The sequence below is a fragment of the Oceanispirochaeta crateris genome (assembly GCF_008329965.1).
Taxonomy (GTDB): domain Bacteria; phylum Spirochaetota; class Spirochaetia; order DSM-2461; family DSM-2461; genus Oceanispirochaeta; species Oceanispirochaeta crateris.
In genome coordinates, this window is record NZ_CP036150.1 from 947,605 (window position 1) to 971,372 (window position 23,768).

Consider the following 23,768-nt stretch of genomic DNA (forward strand, 5'->3'; position numbering starts at 1 on the left):
TAAACGCATGAAAAAGATCCATTGCTTCATGGTTCTGTTCTGATTCCAGGAAAAATTCCAGACCCTATTCCCGCATAGAGTCCTAAAGGGAGATCATGGAATGGGGCTGTAAGGAAAGCTGGGAAGAGGAGGTTTGGAAAAGGAGATGAGAAAAACTATTCAAGGATTTCCTGAACTCTCCCAACCTGACCATCGGTCAGTCTGACTTTTATCCCGTGGGGATGAAAAGATGATTTTGTCAGAAGATCCGCTACGATTCCTTCTGTCCGTTTACCCGATCTCTGATCCTGTTTCAATACGATGGCCACTTTAAGACCGGCTTTGATATTCTCTCTGTTTTGTCCATTCATGGATTCATTCTAATCTACAAGCACAAACCTTTCCATACCCCGTTCCAATTCAAAAAAAAGGCTTAAAGACACAAAAAAAATCTCATACACATACAGAATCTGAACAATTTAAGATAATATGGCAGGTATGACTGATAACCCGATTGATAATCCCCTGAGTATTCTCTGGGAAGACGAGCATTATGCCATTATCGATAAACCGGCAGGCCTCTTAATACACAGAAGCCTCTTCTCCTCCGACAGAGAGACTTTGGTAAAGCGGCTGTATCGACAGTTTGAAAATCCCCCCCTCCCTGTACACCGTCTGGACAGGCCGGTTTCGGGAGTTCTCGCCGCCTCCTTTAGTTCTGAAGCAGCGGCCCTGCTTTCATCTCAATTCAGAAATGGACAGGTCAAAAAAACCTATTGGGCTGTGGTCCGGGGGTATATTCCCCAAGAGGGAGTCATCGACACATCCTTAAAAGACTATGAAAGCGGATCAATTAAAGAAGCCACGACCCATTACCGCAGGCTAAAGACAGCAGAACTGGATATACCATCAAGAAAATATGACACATCCCGCTATTCTCTTGTAGAAGTACAACCCCAAACCGGCCGGTTTCATCAGATACGCAGGCATCTTGCGAGCCTGGGATATCCCATTGTGGGTGATACATCCCATGGGGATACCTTTTCTAATCATCATTTTTCAGAACACTTCCAGGTAGAGGGATTGATGCTGCATGCCCGATGTATTGAATTTGTCCACCCCATCACAAATGAGGACCTTAGCATCAATTCTCCGGCGGCCCTCAGGTTCGAAAAGGTTTTTGAACGCTTTCAATGGTCCGGGGCTTAAGCTGATCGCTATTGTAGATGTCCCGGATGCTCTGTATAATCGGGACAATTAACGGGGTGAGCTGTCATGATCAGGCAGTTTTTGCCACTTTATTCTCAGGGTTTCAGCTCATGAAATCCTGGAGGGTATCCAAAAGGAGTTTGGAAAATGTCTGTCTCTCAAAGTATAGTCAACAGTATTATTAAGGTGATTTTAAGGGCTACATGCAAAATAGATACCTCAGAGTTGTATAAAATCCCCAAAAAAGGGCCTTATATCCTGGTTATTAATCATATCAGTTTTCTGGAAGCCCCTATTTTTTACATCTTTATGAGACCCCGACGGACCATTGCCATGGCAAAATCAGAACTCTGGGATAAGAAAGTCACCGCATTTCTGATGAACCTCTGGGAGGTTCTGCCCATTAAAAGAGGAACCATCGATATTCAGGGAATGAAAAACTGTGTCAAAGTTCTAGAAGGGGGCGATTTTCTTTGCCTGGCACCAGAGGGAACCAGAAGCGGAGATGGCCAGCTGGGAAGCGGTAAGGCGGGAGTCATCATGTTTGCTCAAAAAGGCAATGCCCCCATTATCCCCATGGCTCACTGGGGAGGGGAGAAGTTGTCTTCCAATTTGAAAAAATTGAAAAGAACCCCCTTTGTCATACGTGTGGGAGATCCTGTGGAAATTGCTGTTCCCGAGGGCGTTAAAATGGATTCCACAGTAAGACAGCAGATCGCCGATGAAGTTATGGTCGAAATTGCCAAACTGATGCCCGAGGAGTATCACGGTGTCTACAAGGGAAAGACAGATGTCGAACCTCAATACCTCAGAAGAATCAAAGAATCGGTGATCAACTAATATATAGATTTGCTCCTGAAGGTATTTTTAATTATGATTGAATTAAGAATATATATAAGGAGCTTTATATGAATCAACAAAGTGATCATTCTCTGGAAAAAGCAACTTTTGCCGGCGGTTGTTTCTGGTGCATGGAAGGACCCTTCTCTGCGCTGCAGGGAGTGGAGCAGGTCCGAGCCGGTTATTGCGGCGGAACCACTCAAAATCCAAGTTATAAAGAAGTCTGTACGGGTCAAACCGGGCATTATGAAGCCGTTCAAATCCAATTCAACCCCCATGTCATCCCTTATTCCCGGCTCCTGGATGTCTTCTGGCATCAGATAGATCCTACCGATCCATCCGGTCAGTTTTATGATAAGGGCAGCCAGTACAAGACCGCCATCTTTTATCACAATTCGGATCAGAAGAATGAGGCCTATGAGTCCAAAAAAAAACTGGAAGCCTCCGGTCTGTTTGATAAACCCATTGTGACAGACATTATAAGGGCCACCCGGTTCTTTGAAGCAGAAGAGTATCATCAGGAATATCATGTAAAGTCGGAGAATCAATACAAGGCCTACCGAAGCCAGTCCGGCAGAGATCAGTTTCTCGAAATTCATTGGGGGGCAAAATAAAATGAGTCAAAAAGAGCAGAGGTGGAGCAAAGCAGATACGAATGAACTCAAAGAAAAACTGACGGATATCCAATATGCGGTTACACAAAAAAATGGAACTGAAAGGGCCTTTGCCAATGAGTTTCATGACCACCGGGAAGAGGGACTTTATGTGGATATCACCACGGGAGAGCCCCTGTTCAGCTCAAGGGATAAATTTGATTCCGGCTGTGGATGGCCCAGTTTTTCATCGGCCCTGGAAGAGGAGAGAATCATTGAGAAAAAGGACCTGTCCCATCATATGGTCAGAACCGAAGTTCGCAGCAGCATCGGCGATGCCCATCTGGGCCACCTCTTCAACGATGGCCCCCTCCCGGGAGGTTTGCGCTACTGCATCAATTCCGCCTCTTTGCGCTTCATACCCCTAGACAGGCTGGAATCGGAAGGCTACGGCGAGTATAAAAAGTTTTTTGAAAAATAAGAATTTTGAACCTAAATGAAAAGGATGATCACCCCAAATACGGCAATGCAGGCTCCAATAAGCTCTCTCATGCCAATTTTATCCTTAAACAGGATGATGGAGGGGGGGATGACTACCACGGGAATCAAGGCGGTGATGATGGACACTCTGGCTGCCGTGGTGTGCTGCATGGCATAGAGCATGAGCGTTACACCGATGAAAGGACCGAAAAGTGACCCCAGAGAGAGTTGGGCCATGGCCTGTTTATTCCTCATCCCCTTAAAGACCTTGGGCCATATGCCCAGGATGAAGAAGAAGGGGATAAACCCCGTCAAAGCGGCCAACGCACGAATCAGAGTGGCCTGAACAGGGTCGGCACTGCCAATGCCTGAGCGGCTGAGGATCATTCCCGTGGATTGCCCGAGGGTTCCGCCCACAGCCAGAAGTATCCCCTTTATGGGATGTTTCAGTTTGAATTTTTTATCTTCACTTTTTAAAAGGACCAGGAGAACACCCGTCAGGGTCACAGCCATGCTGATCCATCCCTGGAGAGACAAAAGCTGTCCCAGGATAATCCACTCCATGAAGGCCGTGATGGGAGGAACAAAACTCAGGATCAGAAGAGCCACGCGGGAACCTATTTCAACATAGGAGCGGAAGAGCATCATATCACCGATAAAGAAACCGACAAAGCCCGAGGCATACATCAGCCAGAAAGAACCATCTTCTGGTATAACCGGTATCCAGACAGCTCTGGTAAAAATGAGAAAAAGTTCCATGAAACAGATACCCAGGACGAGGCGGATGATGTTAACAGGCAGGGAACCTATTCTCTTACCTGAGGCCTCAAATGAAAGGGCAGAGATCATCCAGCAACCCGTGGCCATCAAGGCCGCTATTTCGCCTGCATACATAGTGCTTCTCCTGTATTAAATCATCCGGGTAGGACCTGGGGAATGAATCTGGAAATAATGCTATTGAAAATTATCAGATCAACCGTCTTTTGAATAGAACCTTGGGGGACGGACTTCCCGGGGATTGCGGTATTTTTCCGGCAAATGTAGAATAGGCCGCTATACGGACCCAAAGGACGGAATTGTAATGTCATCTAAAACCCTTTCACGGAAAGTCGATAAAGCCATTTTTAAGTTTAACCTCATAGAACCGGGAGATAAAATACTTCTGGCCGTTTCAGGAGGGAAGGATTCTTTGGCCATGTCCTATTTCTTAGGGCATAAACAAAATGGATTTCCTATTCCCTTCGAGCTGGGGGCCGTTCATATAGAAGGAGATTTTCCCGGCTGCGGTAAGTCTCCGGTGATGGCAGAGCTCATGGAGGAGTGGGGAGTTCCCTTCGAGATTGTGAAGGTGCCCATCATGAAGAGACTCAAACCTGGAAAATCAATGAACTGTTACTGGTGTTCTACCCAGAGGCGTATGGAACTCATGCGCTATGCCGGTGAGAACGGATACAATAAGATTGCCCTGGGGCACCATTTGGATGATATTCTGGAAACATTCTTCATGAATATGATGCAAAAATCGGAGCTCTCAACCATGCTACCCAAGCTCAAATATGACAAATATCCCTTTACGGTTATTCGTCCCCTGGCCTATGTCAAAGAGCAGGAAATTATAGATTTTTCAAAAGAGAAAGATCTTCTGAAGGCTGCGGCGGTCTGTACCTATGGGACAACCTCTGTCAGGCTGGAAGCCCGAAAGATCATCGAAATCATTGCCGAATCGGAAGGACAGGGTGTCAAAGACAGCATCTTTGAAGCCATGTGCAACCCGGTTCATCGTTACATGCCCTATAGCCTTCTGGACAACGAAGAAGATTCAGAGACATAATAGCATCAGATCGGGAGGTCTATTTGGAACCTGTATTTGAACGACTGGAAGAACGGGATATTCTGTCACAAAAGTGTGAACGCTCTCTTTTAATTGGAATCCAGGATGAGGGTGACAGTGCTTTTGAAGCAGAGAATCACCTGAATGAACTGGCGAGTCTGGCGGAGACCATGGGCATCCCCCCTGTGCACACAGTGATGGTAAAGCTGAGAAAAACAAACCCCAGAACCCTGGTGGGCAAGGGCAAGATGGAAGAGATCAGAGATCTGGTTCATGAGGTCCAGGCCGATCTTGTCATCTTTGATTATGATCTTTCTCCCTCCCAGCAGAGAAATCTCGAATACGATATGAATATCACAGTCATAGACAGGGAAGAAGTCATCCTGGACATCTTTGCAGACAGGGCTTCCACCCGTGAAGCCGTACTCCAGATTGCCTTAGCCAGGATGCAGTACAGCCTGCCGAGGCTGACACGGGCCTGGACCCACCTGTCCCGTCAAAGAGGGGGAGCAAAGGGAACCAGAGGTAAGGGTGAAACCCAGCTCGAAACGGACCACCGGATGGTGTTGAAAAAAATTGCCTCCCTGAAAAAGGAACTGGCTCAGGTTAGAAAGAATCGGGAGACCCAGAGGAAACGGCGGCGGTCTCTTCCTGTTCCCACACTCTCTGTTGTGGGTTATACCAATGCTGGTAAATCCTCCTTGCTCAATATGATGACCGGAGCGGATGTTCTGGCTGAAGATAAACTTTTTGCCACCTTGGACCCTACATCCCGGCGGGTTCATCTTCCCGGAGGACGGCAGGTGGTCATCACCGATACGGTTGGTTTTATCCGCAAACTGCCTCATAACCTGGTAGAAGCCTTTAAATCGACCCTGGAAGAAGCGGTCATGGCCGATGCGGTCATCCATGTGATTGACATCAGTAACCCTGAATGGCGTGAACAGCGCAAGGTTACAGAGGATGTTCTGGACGAACTGGGAGCGGGGGATAAACCGGTACTCCTGGTTTTTAATAAAACAGACAAGCTGGATGATCCGGAGGAACTGCACCATTTTCTCAACAATGAAAAGCATACCGTGGTCATGCTTTCGGCAAAAACGGGTTTTGGAAAAGAGAAGTTGGAAATGGGAATTCAGGAAGTCCTGGAAGCCGAACTCCCCGTTAAATCCTTGTTGATCCCTGCAGACAAGTGGGATATAGTAGCCTATATACGGCGCAACAGCGTTGTCATGGTTGAAGAGTATGTTGATGAGGGGATCAGGATGGAAGCCATTTTATCTGCCAAGGATCAAAAGATGCTCAACGAGTACATCAAAGTCTAGTTAAGTCCGGAGTTATACCATTGTTAGAAACTGCCGATGAACATTCTATGGGACACTTTCGTTTTTTCGCTGTCAAAAAAAGATGGCGTTCGGTATTCTTAACACTTTTCATCATTTCTGCTCTGATTTTCCAGTTGATCATATCCAGGAACAACCAGGCAACCGCCGCTTATGTAGAGAAAAATAATAAAGAGTTATCTACTGTGACCGTTGCTGAGGAGGCTCCCCCCGCCGTTTTGGAAGTTAAAAATACATATATTCAGTCGGGAAGTTCCCTTTCTTACCACCTGGAATCTAACGGTATTACGGCCAGTGACAGCTCTGCCATCATTGATGCCGTAAAGGATGTTATAAACCTCAGGCGTCTTCAGGCAGGTCAAAAGGTAGAACTCCATTTTGAGAATCAGTATTTTGCAGGAATTATGATTCCCGTTTCCATTGATAAGGATATTCTGGTCAACAGATCGACCAGTTCGGGATTTGAAGTTGTAGAGCAGTACAAAAACCTCCGGTCCTATCCTTCTTCAATCGATGCCGTTGTGGAATCCAGTCTCTACGGCTCCTGCCTGGACCAGGGTATCCCCGAAAATATCATCATGGAACTCATACAGCTCTACTCTTTTGATGTAGACTTTCAAAGGGATATCCACAAAGGCGATCAACTGCATGTGACCTTCGAAGTGGTCTATGATGAAGAAGGTACCCCGGTAGATACAGGAAATATTTTGTATACTACCTTGAAAACCGGCGGTCAGGATCTGGCTATTTACCGTTTTGAAAATTCACAAGGGAAGGCTGATTTCTATAATCCCGAGGGACAGACCGTGCGGAAAACCCTCCTGAAAACTCCCATTAATGGAGCCTATATTACCTCAGGTTTTGGCCCCAGGGTCAGTCCCATCTCCGGCTATAATTCTGTGCACAAGGGAATAGACTTCGGTGCTCCCAGGGGAACTCCCATCAAAACATCCGGGGATGGTACAGTCACTTATGCCGGATACAATGACGTGTACGGCAACCATGTGATTGTCCGTCACGTCAACTCCTATGTGACCCTCTATGCCCACATGTCGGCCTTCGGCCGGGGTATCCGGCGTGGAACTTCTGTTGACCAGGGGCAGGTCATAGGCTATGTGGGGACAACCGGTATGTCCACAGGACCCCATCTGCACTACGAAGTGCGCTACAATGGGAGGCAAATCAATCCCGCTTCTGTCAAATTCCCTCCCGGTCATACATTGGCGGGAGAAGATGCCCGATTGTATCAGAATCTTCTGAGCAGTTATGAATCATCCCTTCCTTAATCGTGCAAAAAAAAAGGTACACATTGTTTTGTCCTATACCTGGAGATATAATTAAGTTATGAAGTATTTTAAACCCCTCTTTTTAGTCACTGTATTAGCGCTTTTGGCATCCTGTGCCGGTTTTAGGCCGGGAATTGCAGATGATGATGCATTGGGCATCATCGAGAGTCTAAACGGCTCTCAGGCGGATGTTCTGATTGAATCATCGCTTTTGCCCTTTGTCTTTGACAGTGAAATCCTGGATTCGGATACTCAGCTGCGCCGTCTCTGGAACGGTCTGATTGATGCCGGATACATTCTGGATGATCCCGTAGTTGTCAGCCGACGTCCAGTTTTGCCCTCGGATGCCCTGATCTTCTCCGAAAATTGGGAGATCCAAACCTATTTCAATAATCTTTTGACCAGTGAAGACAGTTTTGTAGAGATACAAGCTGCTGGACAAAGGGTCTATATGGTCCTCCGTTCCGGGAAGAAGGGCCATGTTTCCATTCTGGCCTGGAAAGGAGTCCAATCATGAAAAAAATTCTTCTAATCCTCCTGTTCTCCAGCCTTTGTTTGGCTTCCCTCTTCGCTTTAGAGGGAGAAATCGTCTTTGTGGACGGCACGGTTGACCTTAAATCATCCTCGGGCGGCCTGGATTACGCCGACATCGGCATGATGGTCGAGACGGGCGATTCCATCATCACCGGATATGACGGCTATGCCGAACTGGAGATGGAAGACGGCTCAGTTGTGAAAGTCAATGAAGATTCCATCTTCAAGCTTGCCTCAGTCCAGACCGACAGGGGCAGTAGAAACAACTTTCAACTGGTATTGGGGTCTGCGGGGTACAAGTTTACCAAGGCCATGAGGGATGAGGAGCCGACCATTTCGACTCCTTCCACCGTGTGCGGCCTCAGAGGCACCGAGTTTACCGTCCTCGCTGGTATTGATGGCTCCGCCCTGTATGTTGTAGATGAGGGTAGTGTGGCCGTCAGCTCCAAGGGTGAAGAGGTTCAGCTGGAAGCCGAAGAGGGTGTGAGAGTCAACGCCGGGGAAGCTCCCGGGGAAGTCTTTGAGGTGCTCCGGGGACAGGTGGATTACAGCGGATTCTTGGCAGAATCGGAAGAAGCCTTCTTGAATAATCCTGCCACAACCGTATTTTTGATGACCGACCAGCTTTTGGAATACGCCGACGAGGCGGACAAGTTTGAGGCCCTGTTTCAGGCCCAGCTGGAAGCAGTGACGGGTTTGCGTGATAGGATGAAAGAGATGGAGGACGCAGAAAGAAAGGCCTTTTACAAGGAGACTGTTTTTGCTGAGGAAGTGAAGGTTTCGGGGATGAAGCAGAATGTCCGCTACTACGCGGTTTCATCTAAATATCTGAGACGTTACGTCATTGCCACCATGTTTGTGGAGATGAAGATACGGTACATTCTGGACCAGGAAAATCCCGATTATTTGGACTTTATGAACGCCTACAACCAGTTTGCGGACCTGTACGAGACGAGGATTGTCCCCTACCTGGTTGATGCGGATATCTACTAGAACTTTAAGGAGTTGAATATGCTTAAAAATACTTTGAAAATAGCCGGCGCGGCCTTTTTAGTCCTTATGTTTTTTGGATGTGACCTTCTGGACGAAGCGGCAACATATTCCATCACTGAGAGGATTGAAGCCTTTGAGGATACCCTCAACGATGGGGATTATAGCAATCTAAAGACACATTTTCATCCTGCAATGGAAAGTTATGATACCTATCTGAAAGAAGAAGTTTTTTCTTCTGGTCCTTTAAGTTCAGGAAACGCTCCTTTTAATTTTGAACTTTTAGCTACCACTGATGGAAGTGGTGATGATAAGACCGCCTCCGGTACCCTTACACATCTTAACTTAGACGATGGTCTGTTTACAGCTACCATGCGTGAAGATGGGGATGATAACTGGAAAATTTATGATATGACTATCACTGTTGATGATTATCCATATTTAATTAAGGGGCTGAGCGAATAATCCATCTCTGCCGCCGGTGTCCCGGCGGCAATGCGTACTAATTTACTTATAGATCACTAAGCGATCCTCTGTTCATATCCCCTGTTTTATGATATTCTTGGTTACTAAAAAACGCTCGAGAAGAGCATTCAGATGAATATCACCAGGAGTATCACGTGGATATTGAAATACTACCGGCGGGTCCTATACAGACCAATGCCTACCTTATAATTAACAAATCGACTCAAGAAGTCATTGCCGTAGATGCCGGTCCCGATGCTTTTGAAATGATTCAGGGTGAGTTGGCAAAGAACCAGTGGCAGTTAAAAGCCCTGCTAATCACCCATCCCCATTGGGACCACATCCTGGATGTTTACAAATTTGTGGAGGCAGGAATTCCTGTCTATTCTCACAAAACAGCCGTTTCTGAGATTGAACATCCCGATTCCCAAAAAGCCATGGCCATCCCGGGGTTGAAATTCATTCCCGGTAAGGTCGATACAGTGCTGTCTCATGATGAAACATTGAACCTTTGCGGTTTTAGGATCGAAGTGAGAGACACTCCCGGACACTGTCCCGGGTCTCTTATCTTCTATTTTCCCGACGGAGGTTGCTGTTTCACAGGAGATGTCATTTTTGACAGCTCTGTGGGACGTACAGACCTTCCAGGAGGGGATGGGGAGGCCCTGAAGAGGTCCATTCTCAACCAGGTCTATACCCTGCCGGATGAAACAATCCTTTATCCCGGACACGGATCATCCACATTGGTTGGTAAAGAAAAGATCAGCAATCCCTTTATTACAGCATAGGAGGAGATCATGCCAGTAAGAATACCCGATAAACTCCCGGCAACGGATATACTCAACAGTGAAAACATATTTGTCATGACCGAAACCAGGGCCATGCAGCAGGATATTCGATCTCTTAAGATCCTGATCCTGAACCTGATGCCCTTAAAGATCACAACAGAAACACATTTGCTGCGCCTGCTGTCCAATAGTCCCCTCCAGGTGGAGGTTGATTTGATACAGCCGGCGACCCATACGAGCCGTAACACTCCGGAAGAACATCTCGAGGTGTTTTACAGGACCTTTGATGAAATCAAATCCAAAAAATATGACGGATTGATCGTGACCGGTGCGCCCGTTGAAACCATGGAATTTGAAGAGGTCAATTACTGGGATGAAATCACAAGTATCTTAGAATGGTCTAAAACCAATGTAACCTCCACTCTTCACATCTGCTGGGGCGCCCAGGCCGGGCTCTATTACCACTATGGTGTTAAAAAGCATTCCATAAAGACAAAAATGTCCGGTGTATTCTGCCATCAGCTGAATGATAGAAATGTGCCTCTTGTTCGGGGCTTTGATGACAATTTTCTGGCTCCCCATTCAAGGCACACAGAGGTCAGACGGGAAGACATTGAAGGAATCGATCGGCTTAAAATCGTGTCTGAATCGGATGAAGCGGGCATCTATATCGTTCTGGATGAAGAAGGCAAGCAGATCTATGTGACAGGCCATTCGGAATACGATCCTCTGACACTGAAAGAGGAGTATGAGCGGGATCTGGCCAAGGGGATGAACCCCGTTGTTCCCCGAAATTATTTTCCCAATGACGATCCTTCTCAGGAACCCAATGTCAGCTGGCGCAGTCATGCCAATTTGCTCTTTTCAAACTGGCTGAACTATTATGTCTATCAGGTCACACCCTATAATCTGGAAGATATTTAAGTCTGATTCCTCCTTTGGAAGGATAATCTCAGCTTTTACGGCTCCGATTGATCTCCCTCTTACAGTAGGATTTTAGAAAATATACACCCAGTAGAATGTCTGTGTGCTGCGGTTCTACCCCTTTTTCAACACGGAATCTCTCCAGCCTATTGTATAGATGAGACCCCAGATACAGGAGGCTGTCCTTCTTCTTCAAAAAGGAGTCGGCTTCCTCGGGTTTCCCCTTGTAGCCCATGATTTCCAGCTTTCTAAATATCAAGTTGAGGATAATGGTGTACATTTTTGAGAAACTCTGGGAGTATTCGTGCCTGAAGTAGGTTTCTTCCACCAAGGGGAGGCTGTCCCTGATGATATGGCTCACATAACCGGAATCCAAATTGGATAGTCTCTTTAATCTTGTGTATACGTCTTTGAAGAGGTTGGATATGGCCTTGTCCCTGTTTTCCTGGGTGCCTGTGACACAGCGGTAAAACCCACCGGGATCTCCTATGATATTCCCAAGGGATATGGAGAGCTGATTTTTGAGCACCTTGTTGCTTGTCTGTTCCCACAAATTCATAATCTCTTCGACTGCTTCGAGTTTGTTCTGCTGGGCAATTCCCTGGGCGCTGGAAACCTTGACCCTTTGGGAGCGGTTTTCCCTTATGATCTGCTTCAGGGCTTTCACAGATTCCTCACTCCTGAGTTTTCCCAGAGCCAGGGCGGATTCTTCCTGGAGCTCTTCATCTCCCGTATAAAGGGCATCCACCAGGTAGGGTATGGCCGTTAAATCCTGCATGATTCCCAGGGCCGCCGCTGTTTCCGGTCTCACAAGAGATTCCGGATTGTTGAGGTGCTGAATCAGGACATCCCTGGCTTCGGGGGTTCCGATGCGGCCCATGGCATAAACGGCCTCTTCTCTTACAGATCTCACAGGGTCGTCCAAACGGCTTTTTACTTCCTCGAAGGCCAGTATTCCCGATTTGCTTTTCACGTCCTTGAGGGCCTTACGAACCCTGTCGGGCCTGACCGTACCCGAGAGGGTCGTCAGCTGGGCATAGGTCCTGTAGACCGAAGGCGTTGTGATAAGGGAGAAAATCTGGTCCAAACGGGCCGTTTCGGGGCTGTTGATTCTGCTGAAAATGAGAAAACTCAGGGCTGTCATGGCCAGTGTACTCATGACGGTGAGGTTTAGACTGCCCGTATTTTCCATAATGAATCCACCAAGGAGGTTTCCCATGGACCCGATGATGCCCAAGAGAGCCCAGTACCAGGCCACATAAGCCGTTCTGTTTTTGGATGGAACGAGGGCCAGCATCATCTGATTAATTCCTTCCCAGAAGGCAGGTGCGAATATACCCGTCCAAATGGATATGAGGGGCAGTATTATGGTGTAGTTATCCGGTCTTAAAATGAGATACAAGGGATAGCAGAGGGGATGAAGGAGCCCCAAAAGGACAATGGGTTTCTGTCCCATCCTGTCCATCATCATACCCCAGAAGGGAGCGATGACCATCCAGGTCAGCTGAGAGATGAGAAACATGATCCCCAGCCATATATTGGGAGCCCCCACGGTTCTGGGACTCGTAATATGGGGTGCCAGGAAGGGAGCGGCAATGAATATACTGAGGACTGAAAAACCCGTTACCAGAGCAAAGAGGATAAAGGTCTTATTCTTGACGGGTTCCATGAGTGTGCACAGCGCAAAGGTCTTTTTCTCATGGGCATTCACCGGTTCGGGGACGGCAATATGCAGGAGGATATCCGCCACACCCAATAGTCCCACGACAAAATAGATGAGGCCGTAGATGAGGAAAATATTCACCGAAAAATGGTCCAGCAGCCATGTGGCCGAAAAGAAAAAGATGATGTTCATCAGCTGTGCCAGACTGGAGCGTTTTCCAAAATAACTGGATCTGGATTTTTCGGGGATGAGGGCGCTGATCCAGGTCCACCATCCCGAACCGGAAATATTGCCCATGGCATAGGTCAAGATAAGAGATACAGTCATGACAGCCCACAGGGCAATGGTTTTATCACCCCCCCAGTAGACATATAGGGCTGCTGCGGAGATAAAAAACGCGGAGGATCTTGAAAGAATTGTCGTAATAATCCAAACAGGCTTGATGCGGTCGGTCCGGGAGTAGAGGTAGATGGCACCCAGGTGAAATAGACCGGCCATGTTCAAGATGGCCACAAAGGTCCCCAGCTGCTGATCCGTCGCATGGAGGTAGTTCCTGATCATAACCGTCAAAATCTGCTGGGGCTGACAGAAAATAAACCAGACGGAACCAAGGCCTCCCGCTATAAGAGAGATCCTGAGAGACCGCTCCAGACGGGCAGAAGTGATTCTTTTTCCCTGGTAGTCAATCAATGTATGTTCCTCCGGCGGTATCCTGACTTAGTTTTTCAGCTTATCACTTCCAGGGAAGACGGGCAAAATATTTTTTAGCCTCATCGGCATCTTCCACATCCACTTCCATTTCCATCTCTTCCAGAAGATCTCCTGGAATCTCTTCCAGGAAGGGTGATGGGCCAGAGTCGATCATCTCACGCATCTGTTTCCGCTTCATGCAGGATGTGATAAAGAGTTTTTTCCGGGCTCTGGTAATGGCCACATAGAAGAGACGGCGCTCCTCTTCCATATTCAGAGGGTCTTCTGCCACAGCCCTGGCATGAGGAATGATGTCGCGCTCTACACCTGCCAGGAATACCACATCAAATTCCAGGCCCTTGGAGGCATGGATGGTCATCAGATTCACCTTTCCCGCATCTTCATCATCCATTTCATCCCGGGTAACCAGAGTGATCCGGTTGATCCATTTCTGAAGGCTTGGATTTAGATTATCGGGATTCTTTTCCCAGCGGGACATGAACTCCAGGAACATCCCGATATTGTCGTATTTCCATTTGGCGACCTTGTCGTTATTGGCATGCTCATGAAGCAGGTAGTCCCAGTATCCAATTTCTTCCACAAGTTCCTGAGCCGTTGCCGCCAGGGCCTTGGATTCGCTAAACCTCTCCCTAAAGTCTTCGATGATCTCCATAAATTCAGCCAAACCGCCCCGGAGCTGGCTGCTGATGCCCGAATCGGCCGCAAATAGGAGGGCCGTCAGGGAGGAATACATGGACTCTCCCCGTTCCTGAGCCAGGTTTACCAGGGTTTCCAGGGCCTTTTTTCCAACACCCCTGCGGGGAGTGTTGATGATGCGCATGAGGTTTACATCATCATCGGGATTGTTGATGACCCTGAAGTAGGCAATGATGTCTCTGATTTCGGCTCTCTGAAAAAAACTGGTTCCTCCCGACATGGAGTAGGGAATATTATGGTTTAAAAGAGCATCCTCAACGGCCTTACTCAGGCTGTTCGTCCTGATCAATATGCCGAATTGATCATATTTCATATGATCCTGCATCCTGAGAGAAGCAATAGTGGAGGCGATAAACTCTCCCTCTTCCCGGTCATCCTCGGGAAGGCAGTGTTTGATGGTCATCTCATTGTGAGTCAGTTCAGTCCACAGCTCTTTCAGCTTCCTATTGGTATTGTTGGCGATGACCGCATTGGCCGCCTTCAAGATAACCCCGGTAGAGCGGTAATTCCTTTCCAGTTTGATTTCAAGCAGCTCGGGGAAGTCCTTTTCAAACTGAAGGATATTGCCGTAGTTGGCGCCGCGCCAGGAATAAATGGACTGGTCATCGTCGCCTACACAGCAGATATTACGGTGCTTTGAGGACAGGAGCTGGAGCATTCTATACTGTATGGAAGAGGTGTCCTGAAACTCATCTACCATGATGTAGCGGTATTTATCCTGATACTTTTCTAAAATTTCCGGACGTTTCTCCAAAAGACGGATGGGTTTGACAATGAGATCATCAAAGTCCACCGCATTGTAAATTCTCATATGGTCTTCATATTCGATGTACAGAGGCTTGTGCTGATCGTTGGTGTTGTCCCAGCTGATGCGCTCGGTTTTGATGGAGGAGAACATATTTCCCAGTTCCATAAGCTCAGGCGTCTCATATTTGAGCTTCAGTTCTCTGGCGGCCTCCTTGAGACAGGCCAACTTATCATTGGTATCATAAATGGAAAAATTGGGTCTGAATCCCATGTCCTTGTAGTGCTCCCGGAGGATCTTGACTCCAAAGGCATGAAAGGTGGACAGGGTCAGATTGGTGAGTTTCTTACCGGTGATATTCTTGACGCGCTCTTCCATTTCACTGGCGGCCTTATTTGTAAAGGTGAGGGCCAGAATGTTGGATTGATGAATCCCGTGATTGAGCATGTTGGCAATACGGGTCGTAATCACACCTGTTTTGCCACTGCCGGCACCGGCGATAATCAAAAGAGCTCCGTCTATTGTATCGACAGCAAGTTTTTGTTCTGGGTTTAGTTGGATTGAGTTTAAATTCACTTCAGAAAATCCTTAATGATCAGTAGATTCTGTCTTTAGTGTACTTCTTTTATGAACAATGAAAAGGCACCATGACCAAAAACCATAATACCTGTGACAATTGTTCCCGAAATGATCACACCGACGAGTACAGAAAGAATGGTTTTCTTTCTGGAGAGTCCGAGTATCCAGGCTCCCAGAGTTCCCGTATAGGCCCCGGTGATGGGGAGGGGAATGGCAACAAAGAGAGTGACTCCCAGATATCCGTATTTTTCAACCTTATCATGGAGCTTGTGCCGGGCATTTTCTATGATTTTTTCAAATAGACGGGCATAAAAGCTCCACTTATAAAAAAGCTTATGGAAGGTTCCCAAGAAAATATAGACAAGGGGAGCCACCAGGGCATTGAGGGCAACACACACAGGCCAGGCTATGTAGAAGGGGATTCCCTGTGTCATCGCATAGGGAATGGCTCCTCTCAATTCAGATATGGGTAGTAGGGATAATAAAATTGTCCAGGACCAGGTCTGTGCCGACATGAAAGCTCCTCACTTGAGTATTCTTAGAAATGAAGCATCCACTCTTTTGTTTTTTTTTTCAAGGCTGATCTTCATATTATTCTCATTTTCAAAGATAGATAAAACAAGGTATAATCCGAGGGTCTTAAACTTAGGTAAATCATAAAATGATGACAGGGGAGTCTCAATGACAAAACAGGAATTCAATGACTATATACAATATCCCGTAGCCGCCGACGGTGCCTGGGGAACGGAACTCTTAAAAGCCGGTTTGGAACAGGGGGATGCTCCAGAATCCTGGAACCTGAATGAAGAGGATAAGATCAGGGACGTCGCCGCGTCCTATGCCCGGGTTGGAAGCCGGATTATTCTGACAAATACCTTTGGAGGAAACTCGTTTAAACTACAGCATCGGAATCTTGAAGATCAGATGGCTCAAATCAACAGGGAAGGCGCCCGTTTGACCCGAGAAGCCCAGGGGGGAGCGTTTATCACCGCCGGAGATATGGGACCCACAGGGAAAATGGTTTTTATGGGGGATGTTTCTGAGGAAGATGTGGAAGAATCCTATTTTTTACAGGGTGAGGCTCTAAAAGAGGGAGGAGCGGATATACTCCTTTTAGAAACCTTCACAGACCTCATTGAGATCTCTGCAGCCCTCAAAGGGGCCATCCGGACCGGGCTGCCCGTGGTGTGTACCCTTACATACGATCTCATGGCAGACGGTTCCTTCAAAACGGTCATGGGCCATGCTCCTGAGGACGTCATTCCCGCCCTGGAGTCCCTTGGTGCTTCTGCGGTAGGAGCCAACTGCGGAGCCGGGATTGATCAGTATGTCGATTTGGCCTCTAAGATTTGTTCTCTCAGCACTGTCCCCGTGTGGATCAAGGCCAATGCGGGCCTGCCTGTGCTGGAAAATAACAAAGTAGTCTATCCCATGGGAGCCCTTGAATACGCCAGCCATGTCAAAAGTCTGCTGGATCTCGGTGTTTCCGTTGTGGGCGGCTGCTGCGGAACGGGACCGGATCATGTTGCGGGCATCGTTGCTGAAATTGAAAAATTCCTAAAATAGGGATCAGGGCAGGGGAATCTGGTAACGGGACAGGTCCCTTAAAAAAGACTCCATCAGCTGAAAAGCCTTGGGGTCCAGGGTGCTCACCCTGTCTTCGGCGCTGTGATTTGTTTTCCAGCTGTCCGGGAGTGTACGCAGGGGTTTGGTCATATTTTCGAGGATGGATTTTGACTTATTCGGGAGAGGATTCTGGGAGGATTTTTTCCATGTGAGGGCTTCTTTCCAGGGGAGAAGGGATATCTGAAGGGCCGTCAGTCCCTGAAGCAGAAACCCAAGATCATCGGAGCAGAGGTCATTGATATCCATGTCCTGCTGCCGGCTGTACCGGTGCAGGAGGTCTTTGAGGGAATCATAAAGATAATTGATCCGTCTGAGGTTTATCCCCGGGAGTTTTCCCGCTGTTTTCCCCCAAATCAGGGTGTCCCCGATGCCGCACATATCCAAAACGATGAATAGGTCTCTCTCTCTGTATTGATCAGGCCAAAGTTCGGCCAGATGCCAGGCTCCCTGATCGTGAATTGAATTCCCTTCCTGAAGTTCCTCTTTGTCTGTGAACAGTATAAGCGTATTGTGAGAATAATCGGCCTTGATGAGCAGATCAATGTGTTTGAGGAGCATAAAAACAGCGGCGCTGTTATCATTGGCACCGGGAGTGCCATCCACCCTGTCATAGTGGGCCACCAGTATTTTCCGGCAATGGTCGTTTAAAAAGGGTTTTGTGCCCTTTGTTGATACCAGAATATGACGGCCGCCTCCCTTGAGGACCTCAAAGGGAATCTCTTTCCACTCCAAAAGAGTCTTTAGAAAGAGGAATCGGTCACAGTCGAGATCACAGAAGCGTTTCAATAACTCATCAAAACTGTTTTTCAAATCAAATCCTGCCTATGCGTATGGCTTCCACAGGACACACTTCATGACAGCAGTAACAGCGTATACAGAGTTTGTAGTCTATTTTGATTTTTTTACGCGGGTTTTTCTTAACCACCGAAAGGGCCTTGGCGGGACAGATATCCACACATCTTCTGCAGACGATACAGGGAGAAGCCTCAAAAAAGGGCCTGGGGACGTACAGATTTTTAACGGCGTTATAGAGTGCCGGCGGGGTTTTCTTCTTGAAAAATCCAGTATCCTTCAACACATGGACTCTCTTGAAATCATTGATCTTTAATTCATCCGGATGAAGGCGGGGATACTCGATGACTGTCTCTGAATGGAGCCATTCTCCCCGGTTCACAATCTCCTTCAGTATGGGGATGTCGATCCCGTTGTAACCCATGATTTCAGCGGCCGTCCAGTCCAGGGCTGCCGCGTTATCTGAGCCCAGGATCAATCCAGTTTGACGGGGGGTGCCGCTTCCGGGGCCTGGCCCCTCCATGGAGACAATGGCGTCCATCAGGGAATAGGCGGGTTTGACTGTTTCAAGGAGGTCTACAATCATGGAGGCAAAATCCTCTTTTTCGGGGAAATTCAGATGAAAGCGGGATTTCTTGAGGCCCGGGATCAGGCCGAATAGATTCTTAACCGCCCCTGTATAGTACATCATCTCATGGGTCTTCATCTTCGGGAGAGATATGATTAAATCCACCTCCTGCGAAATAGAGGCCAAATAGAATTGTTTCTGTTTTTTCCCATTGGGACAGGGAACGCTGACCACATCATTGAAAACGGCCCATTGGGCCCCCTCAGATTCAACTGCGTCCTTAATGCCGCTCTTTTTACCCGCCGCATCGGCAGATGCCACACCAGGAGAATCTCCCACGGCAATGCGGGAGGCACCCCGCTTTTTGAGGGACCTGATAACGGCTTTAATAAAGGCTGGATGGGTGGTGACGGCTTTTGCCGGATCCGAACCGGAGAGCATATTCGGTTTCAGGAGGACAGACTTGTTCATCACATCCGGAAAGGTCGTTGTGGATATGATCATTTCAATTTGGTCCTGTATCATTTTGACATCATATTCAGGACAGGAAACAACAGTAACAATTGGTTTTTTCATATAAGAACATTATCTGCGGAGTGACACTCTTCTGACAAGCCCTTTTTAATGAACACAGAGTGTGAGAATCCCCGGGTTCTACTTGATTTTTAACCTCTCAGCAGAGTATGTTTAATTCTAAGATATAAATAACCCTTCAGGTAAAGAGGTATTATTGTGGTAGAACCGCTTAAAAAACATAGTTTCATACAAAAAAGAAGAGGACCCGTCGTGCTTTGTATCATGGACGGAGTCGGATATGGTAAATACGAGACGGGAGATGCAGTCAAGGCTGCTATGACAGAAACCCTGGATGAACTCGCAGCTAGCTGTCCCAAAACGGCTCTCAAGGCTCACGGTGTGGCAGTAGGGCTTCCATCAGATGATGACATGGGAAACTCCGAAGTTGGACACAACGCCATTGGTTGCGGCCGTGTGTTCGCTCAGGGAGCCAAACTGGTGGGTAAATCCATCGATTCAGGCCGGATGTTTGAGGGAGAAACCTGGCAGAAACTGATGAACAACGCCAAAGATAATGATGGAACCCTCCATTTTATTGGTCTCCTGTCTGATGGAAATGTTCATTCCCATGTGGATCACCTCAAGGCCATGATTGTCAAAGCCAAAGAAGGGGGAGTCAAAACTGTTCGTATTCATGCCCTCCTGGACGGCCGTGATGTGGGTGAGATGTCCGCACTTGATTTTTTTGATCCCACCGAAGCCTTTCTGGCAGATATTTCGGATGATAATTTTTCTGCACGCATTGCCTCTGGCGGTGGACGGATGCAGATCACCATGGACCGATATCAGGCCAACTGGAGCATCGTTGAAAAAGGGTGGGCAACACATGTTCTGGGTGAAGGTGAACTCTTCGCATCGGCTCATGAAGCCATTGTTTCACTAAGAGAAAGAACAGAAGCCATCGATCAGGATCTTCCTCCCTTCGTTATCGCCGATGAGGGTGTTCCCGTAGGAACAATAGAAGACGGAGACAGTGTGATCCTCTTTAATTTTAGAGGAGACCGTGCTCTTGAAATCACCAATGCCTTTGAAGCAGGTGATGAGTTTGACAAGTTTGACAGAATCCGGGTTCCCAAGGTGGAGTATGCGGGAATGATGGAATATGACGGAGACCTTCATGTCCCCGCACAGTATCTTGTGACTCCCCCCGCCATTGACCGGACCATGGCAGAATACCTTGTGGCCACAGGAGTCAAGCAGTATTCCATCAGTGAAACTCAAAAATTCGGCCATGTCACCTATTTCTTCAATGGAAATAAGACTGGAAAATTCAGCGAAGAGCTGGAAACCTATGTGGAGGTTCCCTCCGATGTGGTTCCCTTTGAACAGAGGCCTGCCATGAAGTGCGCCGACATTGCAGACAAGGTAATCGAAACAATTCAGGGGGGAGAATATGAGCTTATAAAACTCAATTTTCCCAATGGCGATATGGTGGGACACACCGGTGTGTTTCAGGCCGTCGTTTGTTCCATGGAAGCCATGGACCTGAGTATCGGACGGATTAAAAAGGCCGTACAGGAAGCCGGCGGAGTGCTTATTCTCTCTGCCGATCATGGTAATTCCGACGATATGCTGGAACATAATAAAAAAGGAGACCTGGTCATTAAGGAGAATGGAAAGCCCCGGGCCAAGACCTCCCATTCATTGAATCCGGTTCCTTGTATCATTTATGATGCGGATTACAAGGGAGACTATTCTGAGACTCTCGTGGAAGGCCTGGGGATCAGTTCCCTGGCGGCAACCACCATCAACCTTCTGGGCTATGAGGCTCCCGAAGATTATGACAAGAGCGTCCTTCAGAAAAAGTAGTTTGAAAAGATTCCTCTAAAACTTCAAAAGGGCCGGTTTTCCGGTCCTTTTTTTTGTTTTCAACATCAGGGAAGCTGGGAGGCCTTCATCCGTTCTATGGCCCAGAGGGTATAGCGGCGAACTTTTTTATCGGGATCGTCCTTCAATTGTTCAAGAATTTCCGTGTTTTCCCTGATCTGAACCAGGGCTCTAATGGCCAGAATCCGGATGTCTCTGTTGATGTCCTTTGCGGCAAAGAGCAAACCGCGGCAGGCATTCAGTGAAGCGATGAGGCTGAGATTTCCGGCGGCGCTGAGCCTCCTGGAGGAGTAGGGACTCTTGAGAAGCCCAATTTGTAAATCCGTATAACCCGTTTTATCCAAAACGCTGGCAATGCTCTCTTTGAGGGTTTGATCCTGGGTCGAACCAAGAAGGTCCATGAGGGGCTCTTCAATGGATTCTCCCATTGCCCTGAATACTTCGATTAAAAATTCCCTGCCCTGATCCGAAGAGCTGGCAAAGTGGCTGATGATCAGGGCCATCTCTTCCCTGGATTGTTTCAAACTCAGGGCTTCTAAAATTTTGTCTTTCAGCTCTATCTGCCACTCCGAGAGGGATATGAGAAGGGGGATGACATTGCTATTTTTACACAGCCCCAGGGCCTTGATGATGGCCCTTAGAACAGAAGGACTCTCATTTTTATCCTGCAGTATCTTTCCCACTTCAGATAAGGTTTCTTCCCTGTTCCAATCGACAAAAACGGAAGCGGCTTCACGGCGCACTCTTTCATCGGGATCGTATAAGAGTCCCCGCATCAGGGGAATGGAATCCCTTTGATCAAGCTCCTTCAAACAGCTCAGTGAAACCATTCGACTCATAGGATCGGCATCAACGAGTTTCTCTTCCATCACGGGGATCAATTCCTGTATCCCCGACGCGGAGGCCAGGCGCATAAGATTCTGATGCAGAGCCGAATCATGCTCAGAAAAAATAAAGGCAGCGGTCTTTAGAAACTCAGACTTTTGGGAGCGGACAATGGACAAGGCCAGGTCACTCATTTCATCCTGATCCAGAAGGCCGAGGTTTTCCAGAATGAAGAGGGTACTGGTGAATTCTCCAAAACGAGGCAGGAGTAAAACCGCTCTTTTCCGAATAATCTTGTCTAGACTTGCATCTCTCACTAAGGCATATAAATCGGACAGACAGAGATTGAGAGGCATTTTTTCAAAGGATTTGACAAGGCTTGGCCAGTATGGAAAATCTTTGTCCATGAGGAAGGTTTTCAGGATGGGATAAAACTGAAAGTTTCCTTCCGAGGGTAGATTTTCTATTAACAGCTCCATGAGAGCAGGCTGTTCCAGTTTTTCCTGAAGGAAACGTTTTATGAGAAGAATACTCTCTGGATCTTTCCTTTTGATAAGGCAGCTGAGTGCTTTTTCTTTCAATTCCTGCACAACGGGAGTACTCCCCTTGAGTCCGAAAACCTGTTCTATGACCCAGGGAAAGAGGCTGCTTGTCATCCCTTTTTGAAAAACCTCAATGGCCAGGAAAAGGGAAGCCCTGCCTTGTAGGTTCTCTTTTTTCATCAAGAATGAGATGACCTGATGCTCCGCGGCGCTTATTAGGATTTTTTTTCTCCGGTCTAAATCCACCTCATCCTTAAGACTGGCTTTTTTTATCAGATTGTCTAGGGTTCCTGTTTTTTCAAGGTAGAGGGAGGCGGCAAGGACGATTCCAGGGCTGGGATCATCCATGAGGCGGAGTGCCAGGTTATGGTCATGGGCCGAATGGATATCCAGAAGTTCCAGGCAGTGAATCCTCTCTTCCACTTCCAGATTCTCAGTGTTCAGGGTATAGAGATCTGAAAAATCTTTCCTGATCCTCGATAGGGCTTCTTTTCTGACTTGAAACAGCGGATCCCTTAGATAGAGACGAAAGAGGGTATTGTACAACTTTTGTCTGTCCGAGGAGCGAAAGTATTGAATCATGAGGATACGGATTTCCTGATGGTTGTCTCTAAAAAGATCCCAGAGGATACGGCGGGTCGTTTTTGAATCCGATAAGATCAGGATACTGCACGCCTGGTAGCGGAGCTTGGAATCCGGATGCTGTGCCATCAGGCGTAACTCTTCTTCATAATTTAGAAAAAGGTATTTCCAGGGGGCTTCTTTTGCCTGTTTTTCTAGGCTTTGAAGGGTAGCACTCAGCCATTGATAGGGTTTTGTCTCAGCCATGGATGACTGGAGGTACTTCCTGTCTTTCTCATTATTCTTAAGAGCCAAAATATTTTTCATTCGTTATTTTCCTGAGGACGGTCTCGTAATACCATGGATGCATAAGTTCTGAATTCTTCAGTCTTATTGAGGAGATCCTGGCCAAAATGATTGGATTGGAGGCTATTGAGCAGGATGATTTCTGTAAAGAGGCCCTCTAATATGATTGGACACACAAGGGCACTCTGCATTTTTTTATGGAGGAGTAATTCGGGAAAAACCTTGTTCTCCCTCGTGTTCTGAACGAGCAACTCCCGGCAGTCTACAATGAATTCGATCCAGGGAGCATCGGAATCACAGCTGCTGCTGCGAAATATTCCTTTGGCTTTGCGGCATACAACATCACCGGTCTCATCTATTCCATACCAATGAGCCAGGTCGGATCCTGTCAACGAAAACACATTGTCAAGAAGGTCGGGGATGAGATGTATCTTTTTGCTGTTGAGAGCAGGAAAGAGTATTTGTTCCTCCACAGAGGGTTTCATAAAG

Annotated in this window: 23 protein-coding genes; 14 read left to right on the forward strand and 9 right to left on the reverse strand. The window is 47.4% G+C overall.

Going from position 1 to position 23,768, the window contains the following annotated elements:
- Window positions 1–155: 155 nt before the first annotated feature.
- Window positions 156–350 carry a YwbE family protein gene (locus tag EXM22_RS04315; protein ID WP_149485329.1) on the reverse strand — a complete coding sequence of 65 codons (195 nt, stop codon included), beginning with the start codon at window positions 348–350 and terminating at the stop codon, window positions 156–158.
- 127 nt (window positions 351–477) lie between these two features.
- Here EXM22_RS04315 and EXM22_RS04320 point away from each other — a divergent pair, with 127 nt between their 5' ends.
- From EXM22_RS04320 to msrB, 4 genes are all read left to right on the forward strand, one after another.
- Window positions 478–1,188 carry a pseudouridine synthase gene (locus tag EXM22_RS04320; protein WP_168203339.1) on the forward strand — a complete coding sequence of 237 codons (711 nt, stop codon included), beginning with the start codon at window positions 478–480 and terminating at the stop codon, window positions 1,186–1,188.
- Window positions 1,189–1,335: 147 nt separating this feature from the next.
- Window positions 1,336–2,028 carry a lysophospholipid acyltransferase family protein gene (locus EXM22_RS04325; protein WP_149485331.1) on the forward strand — a complete coding sequence of 231 codons (693 nt, stop codon included), beginning with the start codon at window positions 1,336–1,338 and terminating at the stop codon, window positions 2,026–2,028.
- A gap of 68 nt (window positions 2,029–2,096) precedes the next feature.
- Window positions 2,097–2,642, forward strand: coding sequence for a peptide-methionine (S)-S-oxide reductase MsrA (gene msrA / locus EXM22_RS18320; RefSeq protein WP_210411553.1), 546 nt, complete (start codon window positions 2,097–2,099; stop codon window positions 2,640–2,642).
- 1 nt (window position 2,643) lies between these two features.
- Entirely contained in the window at window positions 2,644–3,102 is a 459-nt protein-coding gene (gene msrB / locus EXM22_RS18325; protein WP_149485332.1) for a peptide-methionine (R)-S-oxide reductase MsrB, read from the forward strand.
- Between the two features lie 11 nt (window positions 3,103–3,113).
- Here msrB and EXM22_RS04340 read toward each other — a convergent pair whose 3' ends face one another.
- The gene (locus EXM22_RS04340; protein ID WP_149485333.1) at window positions 3,114–3,995 is read right to left on the reverse strand and encodes a DMT family transporter; all 882 of its coding nucleotides are present in this window, start codon (window positions 3,993–3,995) and stop codon (window positions 3,114–3,116) included.
- Between the two features lie 187 nt (window positions 3,996–4,182).
- Between EXM22_RS04340 and EXM22_RS04345 the strand changes: the two genes are divergently transcribed.
- The 8 genes from EXM22_RS04345 (at window position 4,183) to metA (ending at window position 11,262) form a co-directional block, all read left to right on the forward strand.
- Window positions 4,183–4,932 (forward strand): tRNA 2-thiocytidine biosynthesis TtcA family protein, encoded by a 750-nt coding sequence (locus EXM22_RS04345; protein ID WP_149485334.1) that lies wholly within the window; start codon window positions 4,183–4,185, stop codon window positions 4,930–4,932.
- Between the two features lie 23 nt (window positions 4,933–4,955).
- Window positions 4,956–6,257 (forward strand): GTPase HflX, encoded by a 1,302-nt coding sequence (gene hflX / locus EXM22_RS04350; RefSeq protein WP_168203340.1) that lies wholly within the window; start codon window positions 4,956–4,958, stop codon window positions 6,255–6,257.
- Between the two features lie 20 nt (window positions 6,258–6,277).
- Complete coding sequence (locus EXM22_RS04355) at window positions 6,278–7,561, forward strand: M23 family metallopeptidase (RefSeq protein WP_149485336.1); 1,284 nt, start codon at window positions 6,278–6,280, stop codon at window positions 7,559–7,561.
- A gap of 58 nt (window positions 7,562–7,619) precedes the next feature.
- Window positions 7,620–8,078 (forward strand): hypothetical protein, encoded by a 459-nt coding sequence (locus EXM22_RS04360; RefSeq protein WP_149485337.1) that lies wholly within the window; start codon window positions 7,620–7,622, stop codon window positions 8,076–8,078.
- Window positions 8,075–9,088, forward strand: coding sequence for a FecR family protein (locus EXM22_RS04365; RefSeq protein ID WP_149485338.1), 1,014 nt, complete (start codon window positions 8,075–8,077; stop codon window positions 9,086–9,088). The genes EXM22_RS04360 and EXM22_RS04365 overlap by 4 nt, the downstream gene beginning before the upstream one ends.
- 18 nt (window positions 9,089–9,106) lie before the next feature.
- Window positions 9,107–9,550 (forward strand): hypothetical protein, encoded by a 444-nt coding sequence (locus tag EXM22_RS04370; protein WP_149485339.1) that lies wholly within the window; start codon window positions 9,107–9,109, stop codon window positions 9,548–9,550.
- Window positions 9,551–9,705: 155 nt separating this feature from the next.
- Complete coding sequence (locus EXM22_RS04375; protein ID WP_149485340.1) at window positions 9,706–10,338, forward strand: MBL fold metallo-hydrolase; 633 nt, start codon at window positions 9,706–9,708, stop codon at window positions 10,336–10,338.
- 9 nt (window positions 10,339–10,347) lie between these two features.
- On the forward strand, window positions 10,348–11,262 hold the full coding sequence (gene metA / locus EXM22_RS04380) for a homoserine O-acetyltransferase MetA (protein ID WP_149485341.1): 915 nt from the start codon (window positions 10,348–10,350) through the stop codon (window positions 11,260–11,262).
- 28 nt (window positions 11,263–11,290) lie between these two features.
- Here the strand turns inward: metA and EXM22_RS04385 are convergent, their stop codons facing one another.
- From EXM22_RS04385 to EXM22_RS04395, 3 genes are read right to left on the reverse strand one after another with little or no spacing between them, the layout of a single operon-like run.
- Window positions 11,291–13,615, reverse strand: a complete 2,325-nt coding sequence (locus EXM22_RS04385) for an MFS transporter (RefSeq protein ID WP_149485342.1) — start codon at window positions 13,613–13,615, stop codon at window positions 11,291–11,293.
- A gap of 43 nt (window positions 13,616–13,658) precedes the next feature.
- Window positions 13,659–15,653: an ATP-dependent helicase gene (locus EXM22_RS04390; RefSeq protein ID WP_149485343.1), complete on the reverse strand. Its 1,995-nt coding sequence runs from the start codon at window positions 15,651–15,653 to the stop codon at window positions 13,659–13,661.
- Between the two features lie 35 nt (window positions 15,654–15,688).
- Window positions 15,689–16,171, reverse strand: a complete 483-nt coding sequence (locus EXM22_RS04395) for a COG2426 family protein (RefSeq protein WP_149485344.1) — start codon at window positions 16,169–16,171, stop codon at window positions 15,689–15,691.
- Between the two features lie 166 nt (window positions 16,172–16,337).
- Here EXM22_RS04395 and EXM22_RS04400 point away from each other — a divergent pair, with 166 nt between their 5' ends.
- Window positions 16,338–17,222: a homocysteine S-methyltransferase family protein gene (locus tag EXM22_RS04400; RefSeq protein ID WP_149485345.1), complete on the forward strand. Its 885-nt coding sequence runs from the start codon at window positions 16,338–16,340 to the stop codon at window positions 17,220–17,222.
- Between the two features lie 3 nt (window positions 17,223–17,225).
- Here the strand turns inward: EXM22_RS04400 and EXM22_RS04405 are convergent, their stop codons facing one another.
- Window positions 17,226–18,092: a M28 family peptidase gene (locus tag EXM22_RS04405; RefSeq protein WP_149485346.1), complete on the reverse strand. Its 867-nt coding sequence runs from the start codon at window positions 18,090–18,092 to the stop codon at window positions 17,226–17,228.
- A gap of 1 nt (window position 18,093) precedes the next feature.
- Complete coding sequence (locus tag EXM22_RS04410) at window positions 18,094–19,218, reverse strand: DUF362 domain-containing protein (RefSeq protein ID WP_149485347.1); 1,125 nt, start codon at window positions 19,216–19,218, stop codon at window positions 18,094–18,096.
- A 156-nt stretch (window positions 19,219–19,374) separates the two neighbouring features.
- On the opposite strand from EXM22_RS04410, the gene gpmI reads away from it, so the two are divergent.
- Complete coding sequence (gene gpmI, locus EXM22_RS04415; protein WP_149485348.1) at window positions 19,375–21,027, forward strand: 2,3-bisphosphoglycerate-independent phosphoglycerate mutase; 1,653 nt, start codon at window positions 19,375–19,377, stop codon at window positions 21,025–21,027.
- Window positions 21,028–21,092: 65 nt separating this feature from the next.
- Here gpmI and EXM22_RS04420 read toward each other — a convergent pair whose 3' ends face one another.
- Both EXM22_RS04420 and EXM22_RS04425 read right to left on the reverse strand, forming a co-directional pair.
- A complete protein-coding gene (locus tag EXM22_RS04420) occupies window positions 21,093–23,300 on the reverse strand; it encodes a HEAT repeat domain-containing protein (RefSeq protein WP_149485349.1) in 2,208 nt (735 codons plus the stop codon).
- Window positions 23,297–23,764 carry a hypothetical protein gene (locus tag EXM22_RS04425; RefSeq protein ID WP_149485350.1) on the reverse strand — a complete coding sequence of 156 codons (468 nt, stop codon included), beginning with the start codon at window positions 23,762–23,764 and terminating at the stop codon, window positions 23,297–23,299. Before EXM22_RS04425 ends, EXM22_RS04420 begins: the two co-directional genes overlap by 4 nt.
- Between the last annotated feature and the right edge of the window lie 4 nt (window positions 23,765–23,768).

What these genes read in the sequence shown, in the direction of transcription:
- EXM22_RS04315 (WP_149485329.1), bottom strand. Translation starts at nt 350, where the DNA reads ATGAATGGACAAAACAGAGAGAATATCAAAGCCGGTCTTAAAGTGGCC.
- EXM22_RS04320 (WP_168203339.1), top strand. Translation starts at nt 478, where the DNA reads ATGACTGATAACCCGATTGATAATCCCCTGAGTATTCTCTGGGAAGAC.
- EXM22_RS04325 (WP_149485331.1), top strand. Translation starts at nt 1,336, where the DNA reads ATGTCTGTCTCTCAAAGTATAGTCAACAGTATTATTAAGGTGATTTTA.
- msrA (WP_210411553.1), top strand. Translation starts at nt 2,097, where the DNA reads ATGAATCAACAAAGTGATCATTCTCTGGAAAAAGCAACTTTTGCCGGC.
- msrB (WP_149485332.1), top strand. Translation starts at nt 2,644, where the DNA reads ATGAGTCAAAAAGAGCAGAGGTGGAGCAAAGCAGATACGAATGAACTC.
- EXM22_RS04340 (WP_149485333.1), bottom strand. Translation starts at nt 3,995, where the DNA reads ATGTATGCAGGCGAAATAGCGGCCTTGATGGCCACGGGTTGCTGGATG.
- EXM22_RS04345 (WP_149485334.1), top strand. Translation starts at nt 4,183, where the DNA reads ATGTCATCTAAAACCCTTTCACGGAAAGTCGATAAAGCCATTTTTAAG.
- EXM22_RS04360 (WP_149485337.1), top strand. Translation starts at nt 7,620, where the DNA reads ATGAAGTATTTTAAACCCCTCTTTTTAGTCACTGTATTAGCGCTTTTG.
- EXM22_RS04365 (WP_149485338.1), top strand. Translation starts at nt 8,075, where the DNA reads ATGAAAAAAATTCTTCTAATCCTCCTGTTCTCCAGCCTTTGTTTGGCT.
- EXM22_RS04370 (WP_149485339.1), top strand. Translation starts at nt 9,107, where the DNA reads ATGCTTAAAAATACTTTGAAAATAGCCGGCGCGGCCTTTTTAGTCCTT.
- metA (WP_149485341.1), top strand. Translation starts at nt 10,348, where the DNA reads ATGCCAGTAAGAATACCCGATAAACTCCCGGCAACGGATATACTCAAC.
- EXM22_RS04395 (WP_149485344.1), bottom strand. Translation starts at nt 16,171, where the DNA reads ATGTCGGCACAGACCTGGTCCTGGACAATTTTATTATCCCTACTACCC.
- EXM22_RS04400 (WP_149485345.1), top strand. Translation starts at nt 16,338, where the DNA reads ATGACAAAACAGGAATTCAATGACTATATACAATATCCCGTAGCCGCC.
- EXM22_RS04410 (WP_149485347.1), bottom strand. Translation starts at nt 19,218, where the DNA reads ATGAAAAAACCAATTGTTACTGTTGTTTCCTGTCCTGAATATGATGTC.
- EXM22_RS04420 (WP_149485349.1), bottom strand. Translation starts at nt 23,300, where the DNA reads ATGAAAAATATTTTGGCTCTTAAGAATAATGAGAAAGACAGGAAGTAC.
- EXM22_RS04425 (WP_149485350.1), bottom strand. Translation starts at nt 23,764, where the DNA reads ATGAAACCCTCTGTGGAGGAACAAATACTCTTTCCTGCTCTCAACAGC.